The organism is Streptomyces sp. NPDC002265 (genome assembly GCF_040296125.1).
Classification (GTDB): domain Bacteria; phylum Actinomycetota; class Actinomycetes; order Streptomycetales; family Streptomycetaceae; genus Streptomyces.
The window spans coordinates 33,562-51,923 of sequence record NZ_JBEOWS010000003.1 but is presented as its reverse complement, the minus strand read 5'-3'; the positions used below and the strand labels follow the sequence as shown (position 1 = coordinate 51,923).

Sequence of the window (18,362 nt, the reverse complement as noted above, 5' to 3'; positions counted from 1 at the left end):
CCGCGCGTCAGGCGAACGGGCGGCCGGACGAGGAGGCGAATCCTTTTGAGTACGGGATCCGGAGCACCTTCCGCCCCCGCACCGACCATCCACGACACCTCACCCGGCCGGTCCCGCCGGTCCTCGATGTTCAGCTCACTGAAGGTCAGGAACTACCGCCTGTTCTTCATCGGCCAGGTCGTCTCCAACACGGGGACCTGGATGCAGCGCATCGCCCAGGACTGGCTGGTCCTCAGCCTCACCGGCTCCTCCACGGCCGTCGGCGTCACGACGGCCCTGCAGTTCCTGCCGATGCTGCTCTTCGGCCTCTTCGGCGGCGTCCTCGTCGACCGGCTGCCCAAGCGCGGCACCCTGCTCGTCACCCAGTCCGCGATGGCCGTGACCGGGCTCGTGCTGGCCTTCCTGACGCTGTCCGGAGACGTCCAGGTCTGGCACGTCTACCTCGCAGCCTTCGCCGTCGGTCTCGCCACGGTCGTCGACAATCCGGCCCGCCAGTCCTTCGTCACCGAACTGGTCGGCCGCGACCAGTTGCAGAACGCGGTCAGCCTGAACTCCGCGAACTTCCAGTCCGCCCGGCTGGTCGGCCCCGCCGTGGCGGGCCTGCTGATCACCGGGGTGGGCACCGGCTGGGCGTTCCTCGCCAACGGCCTGTCCTTCGTCGCGCCCATCGCCGGACTGCTGCTGATGCGCGCCCGCGAACTGCACGTCGTCGAGCGGGCCCCGCGCGGCAAGGGTCAGCTGCGCGAGGGTCTGCACTACGTCGCCGGGCGGCCCGAGCTGATCTGGACGATCGCCCTGGTCGGGTTCATCGGCACCTTCGGGTTCAACTTCCCCGTGTACCTCTCGGCCTTCGCCGACGACGTCTTCCACGCGGGGGCGGGATCTTACAGCCTCTTCAACACGCTGATGGCGGTCGGCTCACTGGCCGGCGCGCTGCTCGCCGCCCGCCGGGGCACGGCGCGGATGCGGGTGCTGGTCGCGGCGGCGGTGGTCTTCGGCGCGGTCGAGATCGTCGCCGCCCTCAGCCCCTCCCTGTGGCTGTTCGCCCTGCTCATGGCCCCCATCGGGATGTTCGGCATGACGGTCAACGTCACCGCCAACACCAGCGTCCAGATGGCCACCGACCCGGCCATGCGCGGCCGGGTGATGGCCCTGTACATGATGGTCTTCATGGGCGGCTCGCCGGTGGGCGCGCCGATCGCCGGCTGGATCACGGACACCTACGGAGTGCGGGCCGGACTGGCGGCGGGCGGTGCCGTCTCGGCCGTCGCGGCCGTCACCATCGGCCTGGTCATGGCCCGCGTCGGCGGACTGCGGCTGGCGGTGGGCTGGAACCACGGCCACCCGCGGGTGGGCTTCGTCCCGAAGGAGCGCCAGGAGGAACTGGCCGCGGCGGTCTGAGCCGCCGCAGCGTACGTGCCGGGCCCGGGGGAGACCGCTCCCCCGGCCCTCTGCGTTTCCCCCGGGGTGCCGGCTCCGGCGCGATGCGCCGTCGTCCGTCCGGCCGCCCGGGACACCGGCTCCGCGCCTCCCGGGCGGGCGGGGGCGTACGTGCGTGGGCGGGAGGCTCGCCGGACGGTCCGTTCCCTGGAAGGGTGACGTCCATGAGACTCTTCGCCGCCGTGCTGCCCCCGCAGGACGTCACCCGCGAACTGGCCGCCGAGGTCGACACCCTGCGCAAGCTGCCCGGCGCGCAGGGGCTGCGCTGGACGGGCCGCCCCGGCTGGCACTTCACGCTCGCGTTCTACGGCGAGGTCGACGACGACCTCGTACCCGCGCTGTCGGTCCGGCTGGAGCGCGCCGCGCACCGCACGTCCCCCTTCCCGCTGGCGCTGCGCGGCGGCGGGCAGTTCGGGCACGGACGGGCGCTGTGGACGGGCGCGGCCGGCGACCTGGAGACGCTGCGGCTGCTGGCCGACCGCAGCGAGGCCGCCGCGCGCAAGGCGGGCGTGCCCATGGGCGAGCACCGCCGCTACCAGGCCCATCTCACGGTGGCCCGCAGCCGCGACGGGATCGACACCCGCCCGTACGTCGAGGCCCTCGCCGGGTTCACCAGCGACACCTGGACGGTGACGGACCTGTGCCTGGTCCGCAGCAACCTGCCGAAGTCGGGCGTGCCCGGCGAGCAGCCCCGCTACGAGACGGTCGTCCGCTGGCCGCTGGGCTCCGCCCGGCGAACCGGGGACGACGGGAGCGAGGAGAGCGCCGGGGACACCGGGAGTGACGGGGGCCACGTGGCCTGAGCGGAGCCGGGCGGCTTCAGGACGGTCCGCCGGACGGGTTTGCGCCGGGGCCGGTTACGCTCGGACGCGTGGACCCGAAAACCCGGAACCGGATCATGGCCGGTGTGCTTGTGCTGCTGTTCGTCGTCGTCGCCCTGGCGGCCGCGCTCGGCAGGTGAGCGCGGCCGTGCGGGGCCGCGGCCGTAGGGGTCCGGGACCGGGTGAGCCCGTGCCCCTCCAGGCGCCGTGACCCGGGCCGGCCCGCCGGGCCGACGGTCCGGCCCACCGGGGCGATCCCCGGTGACCGTCCGTCGGCCGTGCGTCGACCGTCTGTGGCCGTCCGTCAGCGGTCCGAAGGCGGGCCGCCTACCAGGCGAAGGCCTCCGGGGACGGGCCCGGCCCCGGGAAGATCTCGTCGAGACCCGCCAGCAGCTCCTCGCCCAGCTCCAGCTCGACGGCGCGCAGCGCCGAGGCGAGCTGCTCGGGGGTGCGCGGGCCGACGATCGGGCCGGTCACACCCGGCCGGGTGAGCAGCCAGGCCAGCGCGGCCTCGCCGGGCTCCACGCCGTGCTTGTCGAGCAGATCCTCGTACGCCTGGATCTGCGCGCGTCCGGCCGGGTCGGCGAGGACCTCGGCCGTCCGGCCGGAGGCACGGCGTCCGCCCTCGGCCTCCTTCTTGAGCACCCCGCCCAGCAGACCGCCCTGGAGCGGCGACCAGGGGATGACGCCGAGCCCGTACTCCCGCGCGGCCGGGACGATCTCCATCTCGGCGCGCCGCTCGGCGAGGTTGTAGAGGCACTGCTCGCTGACCAGGCCCATGGTGCCGCGGCGGGCGGCGATCTCGTTGGCCTGGGCGATCTTGTAGCCGGGGAAGTTGGAGGAGCCGACGTAGAGGATCTTCCCCTGCTGCACCAGTACGTCGACGGCCTGCCAGATCTCCTCGAAGGGGGTCGAGCGGTCGATGTGGTGGAACTGGTAGACGTCGATGTGGTCGGTCCGCAGCCGCTTCAGGCTGGCGTCGACCGCCCGCCGGATGTTGAGCGCGGAGAGCTTGTCGTGGTTGGGCCAGGCGTCGCCCTCGGCGGCCATGTTGCCGTAGACCTTGGTGGCGAGGACGACCTTGTCGCGCCGCTCGCCGTTCTGCGCGAACCAGTTCCCGATGATCGATTCCGTACGGCCCTTGTTCTCGCGCCAGCCGTACACGTTCGCCGTGTCGAAGAAGTTGATGCCGGCGTCGAGAGCCGCGTCCATGATCGTGTGGCTGTCGGCCTCGTCCGTCAGGGGGCCGAAGTTCATGGTGCCGAGGACGAGTCGGCTGACCTTGAGTCCGGTGCGTCCGAGCTGCGTGTACTCCATGGTCTCCAAGCCAACGTCCTGGAGTGCACTCCAAGCAAGGGGGATCAGTCGCGCGGGAAGTCGTCGGTCCTGAGAGTGAGCGCGAGGGGAGTCGTGGTCATGTCGACGTCGGTTCCGTAGCCGACGCGCAGGTTGTACGCGTAGTCGCCCTCCTTGGGCTCGGTGTACACATGACACGCTCCCTGGTACGGGTCGGCGATCAGGTACACGGGCACCCCGGCGAGTGCGTACGCGGTCCGCTTGGGCCCGTAGTCGTTCTGGGCGGTCCCCTTGGAGACGACCTCGGCGACGAACTCGACGTCCTCGTACCGCCAGCGGCCCTCGTCGTCCTTCGCGGCGCCGTCGCGCAGCTTGGCCACATCGGGGCAGAAGCCGTTCTGGGGACCGGGGAAGTCGATACGGACGTCCGAGAACACCCGCGCGCGCCTTCCGAACCGGTCTTCGAGCGCCCAGAGGATCTCGCGAATGGTCTCCCAGTGGACGTCCCGCTGTGGCGTCATGAAGACGCAGCCCCCCACGATCTCTGCCTTGTAACCCTCGGGGACGGGCATCCGGGCGAGTCGCTCGAACCACTGGTCCAGGCGCTCGGCGTTGTCGTCGGCCATCTCGATCTCGATCCTGTCTTCCAGGACGGTCATGGTGGCGCTCCTCCCCGGCCGCCCTCCGCACGAGCGCGACCGCGCGGTTCAACGATACGCACAGTGACCGGGTCACGGCAGGAGGCGTGGGCCGGAGCGGGGCATCAGCCCCGGTCGTACTCCCCGCCCAGTCCCCACCCCTGGTGCATCGCCTCCGCGAAGGCTTCCGCGATCTTGTGTTCGCCGTTCGCGTTGGGGTGCGTGCCGTCGTAGGTGTCGTGGTCGATGCCGTACCCGGGCGGCGGCGAGGCCAGCAGCAGGGGCGAGCGGGGCTCGTCGAGGTCGGCGACCGCCTTGGCCAGGAGTTCGTTGAAGGCGGCGACCTCCAGCGCGAACTCGGGGTCCTCCAGCGCGCGGGAGTTGGGTATCACCGGCAGGACGACCATCCGCACCCGGGGGTTCGCCGACCGCGCCTCGGTCACGAAGAGCCGCACGTTGTCCGCCGTCTGCCGGGCGTTGGTGTAGAAGCCCAGGTCGATCAGGCCGAGGGCGACCAGCAGGACGTCCACCCGGTGCGCGCGGACCGCGTCGCCGACCAGCGGGGCCATGTGCAGCCAGCCCTCGCCCCAGCCGGCCAGGTGCGCGCGCGGGAAGTCCGGTTCGGCGTACTCGTACGACGTGGGCGCGTCCGTCGCCTTGTCGTGGAGCGTCTCGCGCGGGCCGACGACGGTGAACGGGCCGCCGTACGTCGTGCGCAGGTGCTGCCACATCCGGTAACGCCAAGTGTGTTCGCCGGCGCTTCCGATCGTCTGGGAGTCGCCGACGGGCATGAACCTGAGCATCCGCTCATGATGAACGATCGGCGGGCCGTCGGCGGACCGGGCCGGGTGTGAGGCCTGCCACGCGGACGACGGGCCTCGGCTGACGCGGCACCAGGTCCGGGATGGCAGTCTTGGGGGCATGCGTCGACCGTTCGCCCTCCTCGCCGGTGTCCTGCTCACGGGTGTGCTGGCCGCGCCCGCCTCCGCCTCCGACGGCGACGAGGGGTTCACCATCAAGGACCCGCGCATCACCGAGTCCAGCGGCCTGGCCGCCTCCCGTCTGCACCCCGGGATCTACTGGACCCACAACGACAGCGACGACGGGCCCTACCTCTACGCCGTGGACAGCGCCACCGGGAAGACGGTCGCCACCCTCACGCTGAGCGGCATCGGTTCGCCGCGTGACGTGGAGGCCATCTCCATCGGCCCCGGCAACCAGATCTACGTCGGCGACATCGGCGACAACCTCGACGGGACCTGGCCGTACGTCTGGATCTACCGGCTGCCCGAGCCCAAGGTCCTCAAGGACCAGACGGTCAAGGCCACTCAGTACGTGGTGAAGTACTCCGACGGCGCGCGCAACGCCGAGTCGCTGGTCGTCCACCCGAAGACCGGCCGGGTGTACATCATCGACAAGAAGGAGGACGGCGGGCACCTGTACGAGGGCCCGGCCGAGCTGTCGCCCTCCGGCGCCAACATCTTCAAGCCCGTCGCCGCGGTCGACCTCTGGGCGACGGACGCCGCCTTCTCGCCCGACGGCAGCCGGCTCGCCGTGCGCGGCTACTTCGGAGGCATCTACTACGACTGGAACGGCGGGAAGATCGAGCGGCTGGGCCGCCTGAACGTGCCGTTGCAGGGCCAGGGGGAGTCCGTCACGTACTCCGCCGACGGGACCAAGCTCATGTACGGCAGCGAGGGCGCCGGCAGTTCCGTGCAGGCGGAGGACGCGCCCGGCGGGGGCTCCGGCGGCGACGGGTCCGGCTCCGACAAGCCGTCCGGCGGCGGCAGTCCGGGGGATTCCGCGACGGGCGGCGGCTCCGGCGGCAGCGGTGTCACCTACGGCGCGCTCGCCGTCGCCGCGGTCTGCGCCGGGCTGTTCGGGGTGCGGCGGCTGCTGCGCCGGAACTGAGGTTGCGTCAGGCGTCTTGACGGACACGTGAGTTCTTACTTCCATGGGAGATGCGGTGTCGTGGGAGCGCTCCCACACGTTCCGGACCCGCGCCCCCCACGAGAGGAAGCAGCGACATGTTCCGCAGTCTGCGCAGAGCGCTGTGTGCCGCCGCCGCGGCGCTCCTGTTACCGCTGGCCGGCGTCCAGGCCGCCCATGCGGCCGCCGCCCCGGCCGCCGGGGCGGGGTACTGGCACACCAGCGGCCGTCAGATCCTGGACGCGTCCGGACAGCCGGTGCGGATCGCCGGCATCAACTGGTTCGGCTTCGAGACCGCCAACTACGTCGTGCACGGCCTCTGGTCGCGCGACTACAAGAGCATGATCGACCAGATGAAGTCGCTGGGCTACAACACCATCCGCCTCCCCTACAGCGACGACATCTTCAAGAGCACGACCGTCCCGAACAGCATCGACTTCTCCGGCGGCAAGAACGCCGACCTGGCGGGCCTGAACTCGCTGGGCGTCATGGACCGGATCGTGTCGTACGCGGGCCAGGACGGTCTCAAGGTCATCCTGGACCGGCACCGGCCGGACTCGGCCGGGCAGTCGGCGCTCTGGTACACCTCGGCCGTCCCGGAGTCGACCTGGATCGCGAACCTGAAGGCACTGGCGTCCCGTTACGCGGGCAAGGACACCGTCATCGGCATCGACCTGCACAACGAGCCGCACGATCCGGCCTGCTGGGGCTGCGGGGACCAGGCCACGGACTGGCGGCTGGCGGCGCAGCGCGCGGGCAACGCCGTGCTGTCCGTCAATCCCGCCCTGCTGGTCTTCGTGGAGGGCGTGCAGTCGTTCAACGGGGTCTCCGGCTGGTGGGGCGGCAACCTGATGGGCGTCGGGCAGTACCCCGTGCAACTCGACGTGCCCAACCGGGTGGTGTACTCCGCCCACGACTACGCGACCAGCGTCGCCCAGCAGAGCTGGTTCAGTGATCCGACGTTCCCCGCCAACATGCCGGGCGTCTGGGACAAGTACTGGGGCTACATCTTCAAGCAGAACATCGCGCCCGTGTGGGTCGGCGAGTTCGGTACGACGCTCCAGTCGACGGTGGACCAGAAGTGGCTGGCGGCGCTGGTGAGTTATCTGCGGCCGACCGCCACCTACGGCGCCGACGCCTTCCACTGGACGTTCTGGTCGTGGAACCCCAACTCCGGTGACACCGGCGGCATCCTGAAGGACGACTGGGCGACCGTGGACACGGTGAAGGACGGGTATCTCGCGAGCATCAAGGCGCCCGGCTTCCCGGCGGGCGGCGGCGGTGGCGGCGGGGGTGGCGGGGGCGGCACCACGGCCGCGTGCAGCGCCGTCTACAGCGTCAGCAGCGACTGGGGCAGCGGCTTCAACGCCGACGTCAAGGTCACCAACACCGGGACGACCGCGCTCACCTCGTGGAAGGTGACGTGGACCTGGAGCGGCTCGCAGCAGGTCACGAACATGTGGAACGCCTCGTACACACAGAGCGGGGGCACGGTGACCGCCGTCAACGCGGCCCACAACGGCGCTGTCCCGGTGGGCGGTTCGGCGAGCTTCGGGTTCGGGGGCGCGCCGGGCGGCGGCGCGGTGCCGAGCCTGAGCTGCACGGCGGGGTGAGAGCGGTGTGAGAGCGGTGTGAGACAAGGGCGTCCGGTGTCCGCCGGGCGCCCTTCCTTCCCCCCTAAAGGAAAACGAATGTTCGTCTTGACGGGTTCCGATCGGTGCCGCAGGATGGGGAACCGCAAAACAGAATGATCGTTCGCGTAAAGGGAGGAGGCGGCATGGGCACCGTGCGAACCGGTGGGCCGGCGACGGCTCCGTGCCAGGTTCCAGGGGATGCCGGGGCGCCGGTCGTGCCTGCGCCGGCCGCGCCCGTGGCGGCCGAGCCGGCGCGGTCCGGCACCGTGGCGTTCGTGCTTCAGGGCGGCGGCAGCCTGTGCGCATCGCAGGTCGGCGCGTTGCGGGCGCTCACGCAGGCCGGGATCAGGCCCGATCTCGTGGTGGGATCCTCGGCCGGCGCGCTCAACGGCGTCGCCTTCGCCGCCGACCCGAGCGTCGAGGGCATCGACCGGCTGGAAGCGCTCTGGCTGAGCCTCAAGCGCCGGCACGTCGCGCCGATATCGCCCCGGACCCTGATCAGGGCCCTGCTGGGCCGGGGGGAGGCGGCGGTCTCCAGCGCGGCACTGCGGCAGGTGCTGCGGTCCGGCATCGGCGTCGGCCGGATCGAGGAGACCGTCGTCCCGGCGCACGCCGTGGCGACCGACTTCGAGACCGGCGCGGCGGTCGTCCTGTCCCACGGCGACGCCGTCTCGGCGCTGCTCGCCTCGGCGGCCTTCCCGGGCCTGTTCCCGCCGGTGCGGGTCGGGGGGTGCCGCCTCGTCGACGGCGGAGTGTCGGCGGACATGCCGGTGCTCCAGGCGGAAGCGCTCGGCGCGAGCACCATCTACGTACTGCCCGCCGCGGTGACGGAAGAGGACGGCCGCCGGCCGCCCGCGGCCCTGGACGTCGCCTTCCGGGCGGTGTGCCAGATCCTGGACGAACGTGAGCGGCGGGACTTCGAGGCGGTCCGCGGATCGGTGCTCCGGCTGCCCGCGGCCCGCACCCCCGTGGGAAGCCTCGTCGACTTCCGCGACACCCCGCGGCTGGTCCGGGCCGGCCACCGGCTCACCGAGGACTGGCTCGCCCGGCAGACCGCGGCCACGGTGTGAGGACCCTGATGGCCACCCTCACCGCCGCGGCGCGCCATCGGTCTCCGCGCCCCTCGTCCGCCCGCACCCGGCCCGTCGCGGTGGCATCGAGCGCGCCGGCCGGATTCCGTCGTCCTCCGGCCGTACCGTCCCGGCTGCTTCCCCCAGGTGACTCGTCATGATCTTTTCTGTCCCGCCCCCGCTCCCGGACGAGCTGGGCCCCCCGGACATCAAGGCCGCATCACCGGACGCAGGACACGGCAACGGGAGTCGCGGAGGCAGCAACTGGCTGGACAGCCGGCGTCGCGGCCAGGGCTCCTCGCGTCTGCCGCTGCACCTTGCGGAGGCTTTCCTCGTCAGCGACGACACCGAAGAACCGGCGGGGGGTCTGCTGCGCTTTCGGATATCCGACGGCGACGCGGCCGGCCGCCCGCGGCGCTCCTGGTGGCGCCAGGCGGACCTGGGGCGTCAACTCGCGGGATCCGGAGGGCAACTGCGGCTGGTCCGCAACCACCTCCAGGACCGGACCGGTACCCGCCGGACCCTCACCGCCATGCTCACGTTGAACGGCGTCACCGGAGCCGTCACCCTGACCCGGCTGAACATCGTCGGCCCGTTCCCGTCGATCGCGGGGAGGGAACCGGGCCAGGTCGCGGCCGTCCGCGTCGACGTGCGGTTCCCCGCGGGCCTGTGGGACCTGGCCGTCCCGGAGCACACGCGGTGCCAGGTGCACCTGGAGGGTCTGGTCCGTCTGCTGCCCGACTGGCCGACACCGCGATGAGCGGCCCGCACGAGGCCGGGCCGGACGGTGGCCGCGATCCGGACGCGGCGGCGGGTGCCCGGACGGAGCGGGTCGGCGAGGGCGACGAGTTCACGTCCTCGCCGCGCTTCCGCCGGCGTGCGGTGCTGACCGCCGGCGCCATGGTGGCGGTGATGGGCGCCGAATGGATGCTGGTCGAGCCCCACGCGCGCAGGGCGGCAGGGGAGTTGGCCCGGGTTCGGCCCGCGTGGCTCCTGCTGGCCCTTGCCGCCGAGATGGCCTCCATGATGGCGTTCGCCCGCCTGCAACGACTCGCGCTCGGCAGTGGCGGGCTGCGCGTCGGGCTCGGCTCCGCCGTCGCCACGGTCTTCGCCGGGAACGCGGTCGGCGCGACCCTGCCCGGCGGCAGCCTGGTCTCGATCACCTACCGGACGCGCCGTATGCGTTCCTGGGGCGCCAGCGCGCCTCAGATCGGCTTCACGCATGCGGCCACCGGTGTGCTGGGCGCGATCGCGCTCGTCGCGCTCGCCGGCGTCGGCCAGACGCTCGCGGGGGACGGCTCGCAGCTCGCCCGGGGCGCCGTCCGGATCGCGGCGACCTGCGCCCTCACCGGCGCCGCCCTTGCGCTCGTCCACCACGCCACCGTGCTGCGTCGGCCCCTGAGTGCGTGGCTCCGGCTGTGGCGCAGACTGCGGCCCGGGGCCGTGGGGGGCGTGGGTGTCGTGGGTGCCGTGGAGCAGACGTCGGCCGACCGGCTGCTCGACGAACTGGCCGCCATGCACCCGCCGGCCCGTTTCTGGGCGCGGGGGTTCGGTTTCGCCCTGCTCAACTGGACCGCCGATTTCTTCTGTCTGCTCACCGTGTGCCATGCGGTGGGGGTCTCGCCCGCCCTGAGCACGGTGCTGCTCGCCTACGTCGCGGGGGTGTCGGCCGCGTCGGCCATGCCGCTGCTGCCCGCCGGGTTCGGCACCCTCGACGCTGCCCTGGCCCTCACCCTGCACCACGGCGGGGTGTCCTTGACCGGCGCCACGGCCGTCGATCTCCTCTACCGGCTGATCACCCCCGGGCTGGTCGGTGTCGCGGGATGGGTCCTGCTGCTCCGGCAGCGGCGACGGTCGGCTCGGGGCGGGGACAGGGACAGGGGCGACAGCGGCCTCGGTCGCTCCCCGGCGGCCGCGGCGAGGCCGGCGTGACCTGCGGCATGGGACCCAGAAAGAAAAACGAATGTTCGTGTTGACGTTTGTGCGCGGCCATAGCAGACTGGACGGGCAAATAGAACGATCATTCGTCTTTTGGGAGCGTGACCGTGAAGAACCCGTTGCTGGGACTCCTGTCATGGGGGCGCCGGGCCGCCGTCGTGACGGTGGCGTTGCCACTGGTGATCTCGCTGGCCGTGATGGCGTACGCATGGCCCGCATCGCGCATCGCGCCGCGTGATCTGCCGGTGGGGATCGTGGGTACGAGCACGGCCAGCCAGCATGCGATCGAGGCCCTCGCGCACAGCAAGCCGGGGGGATTCGACTTCCGCCTCTACCCGGACGAGGCGTCGGCGCGCTCCGCGATCGAGAACCGTGACGTCTACGGTGCCTTTGTCGTCACCCCTGCCAGTCTCACCGTGCTGAAGGCCTCCGCCGCCAGTGTGACCGTGGCCCAGCTCCTCGATGCGTCCGGCCAGCAGCTTGCCGCTCATGCGAACCAGGTGGCGGCCGCGCGTGCGGCCGCGAGTGCCGCGCCGTCGGCGGCCGCTGGTGCCACGCCGCCGGCCCACGGCGGGTCCGCGAAGTCCCAGGCCGGGAAGCGGGTCTCCGGGAGTGCCGCGCCGTCGGCCCACGGTGGGTCCGCGAAGTCCCGGGCCGGGAAGACGGTCTCCGGGGCGCCGGTCAAGGTCGGTGTGCAGTCGGTGGACGTCGTCCCGATCTCCGCGGACGATCCCCGGGGGGTGGTGTTCAGTTCGGCGGTTCTTCCGCTCACCATCTGCAGCATCCTGATCGCGGCGCTCATCACGATGTCCGATTTCCGGATGCCGGGCCGACGCCGGCTGGTCGACCTGGTCGTCGCGTGCGCGGTGACCGGCCTCAGCGCCTATCTGGTCGCCCAGGGCATTCTCGGTGCGCTGCCGCACCAGCACGTGGCCACCTGGGCGGCCCTGTCCCTGACCGTGCTCGCCATCAGCGCGACCACCGCCGGTCTGATCACGCTCATCGGCCCCGGAGGGCTCGGGGCCAGTGCCGCGCTCATGGTCTTCGCGGGGAACCCGTTCTCCGGCAGCACGTCCGCACCGGAACTGCTGCCCAAGGTGGTGGACGACATCGGTCAGTGGCTGCCTCCGGGCGCCGGTGCGAATCTGCTGCGCGGCACGGCCTACTTCGACGGCAACGGCTCCGGAGGCCACATCGCCGTTCTCGTCCTGTGGAGCGTGCTCGGCCTGGCGGCCGTCGCCTTCGGGGGCCGCCGGACAGCTGCCGCGGCGGACGGCTCGTACGCGCAAACCCCCTTCGGGGCCGGCGGTGCGAGTGACGAAGGTCCGGCCGTGAGCGAACCCGCGACGTCCGTCCGGCGGTCGGCCCCTGGCGCGCACTCCGAGTCGCCCTCCCCGGCGTGGTAGGAAACCACCCGCACCCGCACCTGCACGCCCGGCACGCGGCCGGCTGCTGAGGCGGACCGCGTGATCACCGGGTACGTGCGGGCGGTTGCGGCCGGCGGAGCCGGCCGCGGCGCCTGTTTCGGCCGAGGCCGCAGGGTGTGTCGCGGCCGGACAGGCGCTAGTCCTCGACGAACGTGACCGTCTCGTCGAGCGGTGCCCGGCCCGTACGGGGATCGCCCACCGTGAGGTCCTCGAACCCGATCGACATGCCGCAGAAGAGGATGAGGTCGTCCGGGGGCGACAGGACCTCCGCGACGGTCCTGCGGTACACGGACCACGCCATCTGCGGGCAGCTGTGCAGCCCTTCGGTGCGCAGCAGCAGCATGACGGTCTGCAGATACATGCCGAGGTCGGACCACTGGGGCCGGCCCATGTCGCGGTCGATGTAGCAGAACAGGGCGACGGGCGCGCCGAAGCAGTCCCAGTTCGCGGCGGCGGCCCGCTGGCGCGCCTCCCAGTCCTCGCGTTCGATGCCGAGTGCGCTGTAGCGCTCCCGGCCGAAGGCGGACCGGCGCTCGTGGTACGGGGACTTCAGCGCGGGCGGGTACATCTCGTACTCCCGCTCGTCCCACGGGTCGGCCGCGGCCACCCGCTCGCCGGCGCGGCTCTTGAGCTCGGCCAGTGGCCGCCCGGTCAGCACGTACACATGCCACGGCTGGAGGTTCGAACCGGACGGCGCCCATGCCGCGGCGGACAGTACGCGCTCCAGCACCTCCTTCGGGACGGGCCGGTCGGTGAATCCGCGCACCGCCCGCCGGCTCGTGACCGCCTCGTAGACGTCCAAGATCGCCAGCCTCCCTGTCCGAGGGACTTTCGGCCCGATCGATGTCAATAGTCCGGAAAGTATGGCGGAGTATCGCGGTCCTGTGGTCCGGTCTGCCGTCGCACCGGCGCGTATGGCGCCATGGGAGTCTGTCCTCGTCAACGTGTTAAATTAACACGAAGGTTCGTTTTTTTAATGCATAGGTAGGGCGATGCCGAAGGTCACGCAGGAGTACATGGAGGCCCGCCGGAAGCAGATCCTGGACGCAGCCCGTCGCTGCTTCCTGCGGGACGGATTCCACTCGACGTCCATGCAGGACCTGTTCGCGGAGGCCGACCTCTCGGCGGGGGCGGTGTACCGGCATTTCGCCAGCAAGGACGAGATGATCACGGCGATCGTCGAGGAGAACATACGCGAGGTCCTGGCCATGGTCCACGGCGTCGCCGAGCACCGGCCCAGCAGCTCCGTCGGGGCCATGGTGGCCGACGTCCTCGAACTGGTGAAGGCCAAGACCCTCGAACAGGACATCGCCGGGCTGGCCGTGCTGGCCTGGTCCGAGTCCCTGCGGAACCCCTCGCTGGCCGCTCAGTTCAAAGACCTGCTGGCCCAGATGCGCCTCGACTTCGCCGAGGTCGTCCGCGAGCACCAGAAGAGCGGCAACCTGCCGCGCGAGGTGCCTGCCGAGGCGATCGCCGCCACTTTCGTGTGCATCCTGCCCGGCTACATCCTCCAGTTGGCCATGGGCGACCTCCACGGCGTGGAGGGAGTCCCCGACGCCCTGCGGGCGCTCTGGCCCGACACGGCCGCGTCCTGACACCGGTCGGGCGCCGGGGGAGGGCGAGACGCGGCGAGGGGCGCCCGGTGTCCACCGGGCGCCCCTCGGAGCTGTGCGAGCGGGATGCGGGAAGCGGTCAGAGCTTCTCGATCACGTAGTCGATGCACTTCGTCAGCGCCTCGACGTCCGCCGGGTCGATCGCCGGGAACATCGCGACGCGCAGCTGGTTGCGGCCGAGCTTGCGGTAGGGCTCGGTGTCGACGATGCCGTTGGCGCGCAGCACCTTGGCGATCGCGGCGGCGTCGATCTCGTCCGAGAAGTCGATCGTGCCGATGACCTGGGAGCGCTTGGCCGGGTCCGCGACGAACGGGCTCGCGTGCTTGGAGTCCTCGGCCCAGGAGTACAGGCGGGTGGAGGAGTCCTTCGTGCGCTCCGTGGACCAGGCCAGGCCGCCCTGGCCGTTGATCCACTCCAGCTGCTGGTTGAGCAGGAAGAGGGTGGCGAGGGCCGGGGTGTTGTAGGTCTGGTTCTTGCGGGAGTTGTCGATCGCCGTGGGCAGCGAGAAGAACTCGGGGATGTGGCGGCCGGACGCGTGCACGCGCTCGGCGCGCTCGATCGCGGCCGGGGAGAAGACGCCGATCCACAGGCCGCCGTCGGAGGCGAACGACTTCTGCGGGGCGAAGTAGTAGACGTCCGTCTCGGCGATGTCGACCGGCAGGCCGCCGGCGCCGGAGGTGGCGTCCACCAGGACGAGGGAGCCCTCGTCGGCGCCCGGCACGCGCTTGAGGGGCGCGGCCACACCGGTGGAGGTCTCGTTGTGGGTGAAGGCGTACACGTCGACGCCCGCCTCGGCCGAGGCCTCGGGGTGGGTGCCCGGCTCGGAGGAGATCACGGTCGGCTCGGCCAGCCAGGGCGCCAGCTTGGCGGCCTTGGCGAACTTGGAGCTGAACTCGCCGAAGGTGAGGTGCTGCGACTTGTTCTCGATCAGGCCGTGGGTCGCGACGTCCCAGAAGGCGGTGGAGCCGCCGTTGCCGAGGACGACCTCGTAGCCCTCCGGGAGCTGGAACAGCTCGGAGATGCCCGCGCGGACCTGGCCGACCAGGTTCTTGACCGGGGCCTGGCGGTGGGAGGTGCCGAGCAGGGACGTACCGGTGGCGGCCAGGGCGTCCAGCGCCTCCACCCGCACCTTGGAGGGACCCGCGCCGAAACGACCGTCCGCGGGCTTCATGTCAGCAGGAATCTGGATCTCAGCCACGAGCCGGAGGGTATCGCCTCGGCGAAACGGGACGGAACCGTGTCCGTTCGATGAGACGATCGCGCCGCTCCGCGGACCTGTGCGTACCTACAGCACCGGCGCCGGATCGTCATCCGCCGGACGTACGGGAGCCGTCCGGCCGCCATCCGGACGCCGCCCGTTCGTCACCCGCTCGTTCCTGCCGGTGGCCGTGGGCATCCTGGGCGTATGAGGGATCTCGGTGCACGGAAGGGCCCGGACGGGCCGGGCGGCGCGGGCGGTCCGGCCGGGCCGGGTGGCGCGGCCGACCCAGGTGGCGCGGGTGGTGCGGCGGATCCGGCGGGTCTCGCCGCGGAGTTGCGGCGGGCCGTCCGGGGCGAGGTCGGCTTCGACGTCACCTCCCGGGCCCTGGTGACGATGGACGCGTCCAACTACCGGCGGGTCCCGCTCGGCGTGGTGGCGCCGCGGGACGCCGACGACGTGGCGGCGGTGCTGGCCGTGTGCCGGGAGCGCGGGGTGCCGGTGGTGGCCCGGGGCGGGGGCACGTCGATCGCCGGGCAGGCGACGGGGACGGGGGTGGTGCTGGACTTCACCCGGCACATGAACCGGCTCGTCTCGCTGGACCCGCACGCGCGCACGGCCGTCGTGCAGCCGGGGCTCGTCCTCGACCGCCTCCAGGAGGCCGCCGCGCCGCACGGACTGCGCTTCGGTCCGGACCCGTCCACCCACAGCCGGTGCACGCTCGGCGGGATGATCGGCAACAACTCCTGCGGCGCGCACTCGGTGGCCTGGGGGACCACCGCGGACAGCGTGTGCGAACTGGAGGTGCTCACCGCGCGCGGCGCGCGCTCGCGCCTCGGACCGGGCTGGGCCGGCGCGCCGGACGGTCTGCGGGAGCTGGCGGAGGGCGAACTGGCGCGGCTGCGCACCGGCTTCCCCGACCTGCCCCGCCGTATCTCCGGGTACGCCCTGGACGCGCTGCTGCCCGAGCGCGGCGCCGACGTCGCCCGCTCGTTCTGCGGCTCCGAGGGCACCCTCGGGGTGCTGACGGAGGCGGTCGTACGGCTGGTCGAGGCACCCCGCGCGGTCGCCCTGGCCGTGCTGGGGTACGCCGACGAGGGCGCCGCCGCCGAGGCGGCCGCCGGGCTGCTCCCGCTCGGCCCGCTGACCGTGGAGGGGATGGCGGCGGACCTGGTGCGCGGGACGGCCCGGCTGCCCCGGGGCGGGGCCTGGCTGTTCGTGGAGACGGGCGGCGACACGGCGGCCCAGGCGCACGCGCGGGCCCGGGAGGTCGCGCGGGCGGCCGACGCCGTCGACGCGCTGGTGGTCACCGACCCGGCCGGGCAGCGCGCGCTGTGGCGGGTCCGCGAGGACGCGAGCGGCACGGCCACCCGGATGCCGGACGGCTCCGAGGCCTGGCCGGGCTGGGAGGACTGCGCGGTGCCGCCCGCCCGGCTCGGCGCGTATCTGCGCGACTTCCGGGCCCTGATGGCCGCCCACGGCCTGCGGGGCACCCCGTACGGGCACTTCGGGGACGGCTGCATCCATGTCCGTATCGACTTCGACCTGCTCACCGAGGCGGGCGTGGGCCGCTTCCGCCGCTTCTCCGAGGAGCTCGCCGACCTGGTGGTGGCGTACGGCGGCTCGCTCTCCGGGGAGCACGGCGACGGCCAGGCCCGCGCCGAGCTGCTGCCGAGGATGTACGGCACGCGGACGGTGGCGCTCTTCGAGCGCGCCAAGGCGGTCTGGGACCCCGACGACCTGCTCAACCCCGGGATGCTGGTGCGCCCGGCCCCGCTGGACACCGATCTCCGTTTCTCCGTGCTGCCGCGCACCCCCGTGGACGTGGCCTTCGGCTATCCGGCGGACGGCGGCGACTTCTCGGCGGCGGTGCGCCGCTGCGTCGGGGTGGCGAAGTGCCGTACGGCCGAGGCGTCCGGGCCCGCGGTGATGTGCCCGTCCTTCCGGGCGACCGGCGAGGAGGCGCACTCCACCCGCGGACGCGCCCGGCTGCTGCACGAGATGCTGGCGGGTGAGCTGGTGACGGACGGCTGGCGCTCCACGGAGGTCAGGGACGCGCTGGACCTGTGCCTGTCCTGCAAGGGCTGCCGCTCGGACTGCCCGGTCGGGGTCGACATGGCCACGTACAAGGCGGAGTTCCTGTACCACCACTACGCCGGGCGCCGCCGCCCCATGGCCCACTACACGCTCGGACGGCTGCCGGTGTGGCTGCGCTGGGCCGCCCGGACGCGCGCGGTACGGGTGCTCAACGCGCTCGCCCGCGTACGGCCGCTGGCGTGGACGGCGAAACGGCTCGGCGGGATCGCCCCGGAGCGGGAGATCCCCCGGCTGGCACCCGAGCCGTTCAGCCGGTGGTGGCGGGTCCGGGGGGCGACGGCGCCCGGTTTGGCGAGGGCCGGTGGCACGGGGGCCGGTGACCCGGCGACCGGCGATCTGGTCGTCCTGTGGCCGGACACCTTCACCGAGTACCTCTCGCCCGCCGTGGGCCGGGCGGCCGTGCGGGTGCTGGAGGCGGCGGGCCTGCGGGTGGCGCTGCCGCCGACGCTACGGCCGCCGCGGGGCCGGATCGCGGACGGCCGGACGAGGTCGGCGGCCACCCTGCTGACAGCGCGTCACGACCGGGTCTGCTGCGGTCTGACGTACCTGTCCACGGGCCAGCTGGACCGCGCCCGCACCGTGCTGCGCCGCACCCTCGACCTGATGGCGCCGGTGCTGGAGACGGCCGCCCCGGTCGTCGTCCTGGAGCCGAGCTGTGCCGCCGCGCTCCGCGGCGACCTGCCGGAACTGCTGCACGACGACCCGCGCGCGGCCCTCCTCGCCGCCCGCGTCCGCACCTTCGCGGAGGTCCTCGAACAGCTCGCTCCCGGCTGGGCCGCGCCCCGCGTGGACCGCCCGGTCGTCGGCCAGACCCACTGCCATCAGCACGCGGTGCTCGGCGACGGACCGGACCGCCGGCTGCGTACGGCGGCGGGACTGACCGGCGAGCTCGGCGGCGGCTGCTGCGGACTGGCCGGCAACTTCGGCTTCGAGAAGGGGCACGAGGAGGTGTCGAGGGCGTGTGCCGAGGAACGGCTCCTGCCGTCGGTGCGGGCCGCGGCGGCCGGGACGGTGGTCCTGGCCGACGGGTTCTCCTGCCGGACCCAGCTGGAGCAGCTGGCCGGGGTGCGGGGGAGACATCTGGCGGAGGTGCTGGCGGAGCACCTGCCGGGCGGCCCGGACGGACGGCCGCCCGGACCGGACGAGGTCGGCTGAGCGGGCCGGCGGGGCCGACGGGGCCGGCGGGGGCCGGCGGGGTCGGCTGAGCGGGCCGGTGGGGTCGGCTGAGCGGGCCGGTGGGGTCGGGCGACCGGGCCGGTGG

General features: G+C 72.7%; 15 protein-coding genes. 10 read left to right on the top strand and 5 right to left on the bottom strand.

Features of this window, described 5'->3' with window-relative positions; all coding sequences use genetic code 11:
• Positions 1 to 45: 45 nt before the first annotated feature.
• The gene (locus ABT085_RS01055) at positions 46 to 1,401 is read left to right on the top strand and encodes an MFS transporter (protein ID WP_502982583.1); all 1,356 of its coding nucleotides are present in this window, start codon (positions 46 to 48) and stop codon (positions 1,399 to 1,401) included.
• 203 nt (positions 1,402 to 1,604) lie between these two features.
• Positions 1,605 to 2,243 carry an RNA 2',3'-cyclic phosphodiesterase gene (gene thpR, locus ABT085_RS01050; RefSeq protein WP_351600181.1) on the top strand — a complete coding sequence of 213 codons (639 nt, stop codon included), beginning with the start codon at positions 1,605 to 1,607 and terminating at the stop codon, positions 2,241 to 2,243.
• A 345-nt stretch (positions 2,244 to 2,588) separates the two neighbouring features.
• Here thpR and ABT085_RS01045 read toward each other — a convergent pair whose 3' ends face one another.
• From ABT085_RS01045 to ABT085_RS01035, 3 genes are all read right to left on the bottom strand, one after another.
• Positions 2,589 to 3,578, bottom strand: coding sequence for an aldo/keto reductase (locus tag ABT085_RS01045; RefSeq protein WP_351600247.1), 990 nt, complete (start codon positions 3,576 to 3,578; stop codon positions 2,589 to 2,591).
• Between the two features lie 44 nt (positions 3,579 to 3,622).
• Positions 3,623 to 4,216: a Uma2 family endonuclease gene (locus ABT085_RS01040; protein ID WP_351600179.1), complete on the bottom strand. Its 594-nt coding sequence runs from the start codon at positions 4,214 to 4,216 to the stop codon at positions 3,623 to 3,625.
• A 104-nt stretch (positions 4,217 to 4,320) separates the two neighbouring features.
• Positions 4,321 to 4,998, bottom strand: coding sequence for an SGNH/GDSL hydrolase family protein (locus tag ABT085_RS01035; RefSeq protein ID WP_351600177.1), 678 nt, complete (start codon positions 4,996 to 4,998; stop codon positions 4,321 to 4,323).
• 118 nt (positions 4,999 to 5,116) lie between these two features.
• Here ABT085_RS01035 and ABT085_RS01030 point away from each other — a divergent pair, with 118 nt between their 5' ends.
• From ABT085_RS01030 to ABT085_RS01005, 6 genes are all read left to right on the top strand, one after another.
• On the top strand, positions 5,117 to 6,106 hold the full coding sequence (locus tag ABT085_RS01030; protein WP_351600175.1) for a WD40 repeat domain-containing protein: 990 nt from the start codon (positions 5,117 to 5,119) through the stop codon (positions 6,104 to 6,106).
• 116 nt (positions 6,107 to 6,222) lie between these two features.
• Positions 6,223 to 7,737 (top strand): cellulase family glycosylhydrolase, encoded by a 1,515-nt coding sequence (locus ABT085_RS01025; protein ID WP_351600173.1) that lies wholly within the window; start codon positions 6,223 to 6,225, stop codon positions 7,735 to 7,737.
• Between the two features lie 236 nt (positions 7,738 to 7,973).
• On the top strand, positions 7,974 to 8,828 hold the full coding sequence (locus tag ABT085_RS01020) for a patatin-like phospholipase family protein (RefSeq protein WP_351600171.1): 855 nt from the start codon (positions 7,974 to 7,976) through the stop codon (positions 8,826 to 8,828).
• Between the two features lie 157 nt (positions 8,829 to 8,985).
• Positions 8,986 to 9,588 (top strand): hypothetical protein, encoded by a 603-nt coding sequence (locus ABT085_RS01015; RefSeq protein WP_351600169.1) that lies wholly within the window; start codon positions 8,986 to 8,988, stop codon positions 9,586 to 9,588.
• Complete coding sequence (locus tag ABT085_RS01010; RefSeq protein WP_351600167.1) at positions 9,585 to 10,760, top strand: lysylphosphatidylglycerol synthase transmembrane domain-containing protein; 1,176 nt, start codon at positions 9,585 to 9,587, stop codon at positions 10,758 to 10,760. The genes ABT085_RS01015 and ABT085_RS01010 overlap by 4 nt, the downstream gene beginning before the upstream one ends.
• 107 nt (positions 10,761 to 10,867) lie before the next feature.
• Positions 10,868 to 12,172 carry an ABC transporter permease gene (locus tag ABT085_RS01005; RefSeq protein WP_351600165.1) on the top strand — a complete coding sequence of 435 codons (1,305 nt, stop codon included), beginning with the start codon at positions 10,868 to 10,870 and terminating at the stop codon, positions 12,170 to 12,172.
• Positions 12,173 to 12,329: 157 nt separating this feature from the next.
• Here ABT085_RS01005 and ABT085_RS01000 read toward each other — a convergent pair whose 3' ends face one another.
• Positions 12,330 to 12,995: a nitroreductase gene (locus tag ABT085_RS01000; RefSeq protein ID WP_351600163.1), complete on the bottom strand. Its 666-nt coding sequence runs from the start codon at positions 12,993 to 12,995 to the stop codon at positions 12,330 to 12,332.
• 190 nt (positions 12,996 to 13,185) lie between these two features.
• Between ABT085_RS01000 and ABT085_RS00995 the strand changes: the two genes are divergently transcribed.
• Positions 13,186 to 13,788 (top strand): TetR/AcrR family transcriptional regulator, encoded by a 603-nt coding sequence (locus tag ABT085_RS00995; protein ID WP_351600161.1) that lies wholly within the window; start codon positions 13,186 to 13,188, stop codon positions 13,786 to 13,788.
• Between the two features lie 97 nt (positions 13,789 to 13,885).
• Here ABT085_RS00995 and serC read toward each other — a convergent pair whose 3' ends face one another.
• A complete protein-coding gene (gene serC / locus ABT085_RS00990; protein ID WP_351600159.1) occupies positions 13,886 to 15,004 on the bottom strand; it encodes a phosphoserine transaminase in 1,119 nt (372 codons plus the stop codon).
• Between the two features lie 207 nt (positions 15,005 to 15,211).
• Here serC and ABT085_RS00985 point away from each other — a divergent pair, with 207 nt between their 5' ends.
• On the top strand, positions 15,212 to 18,256 hold the full coding sequence (locus tag ABT085_RS00985) for an FAD-binding and (Fe-S)-binding domain-containing protein (protein ID WP_351600157.1): 3,045 nt from the start codon (positions 15,212 to 15,214) through the stop codon (positions 18,254 to 18,256).
• The last annotated feature ends 106 nt before the right edge of the window (positions 18,257 to 18,362 follow it).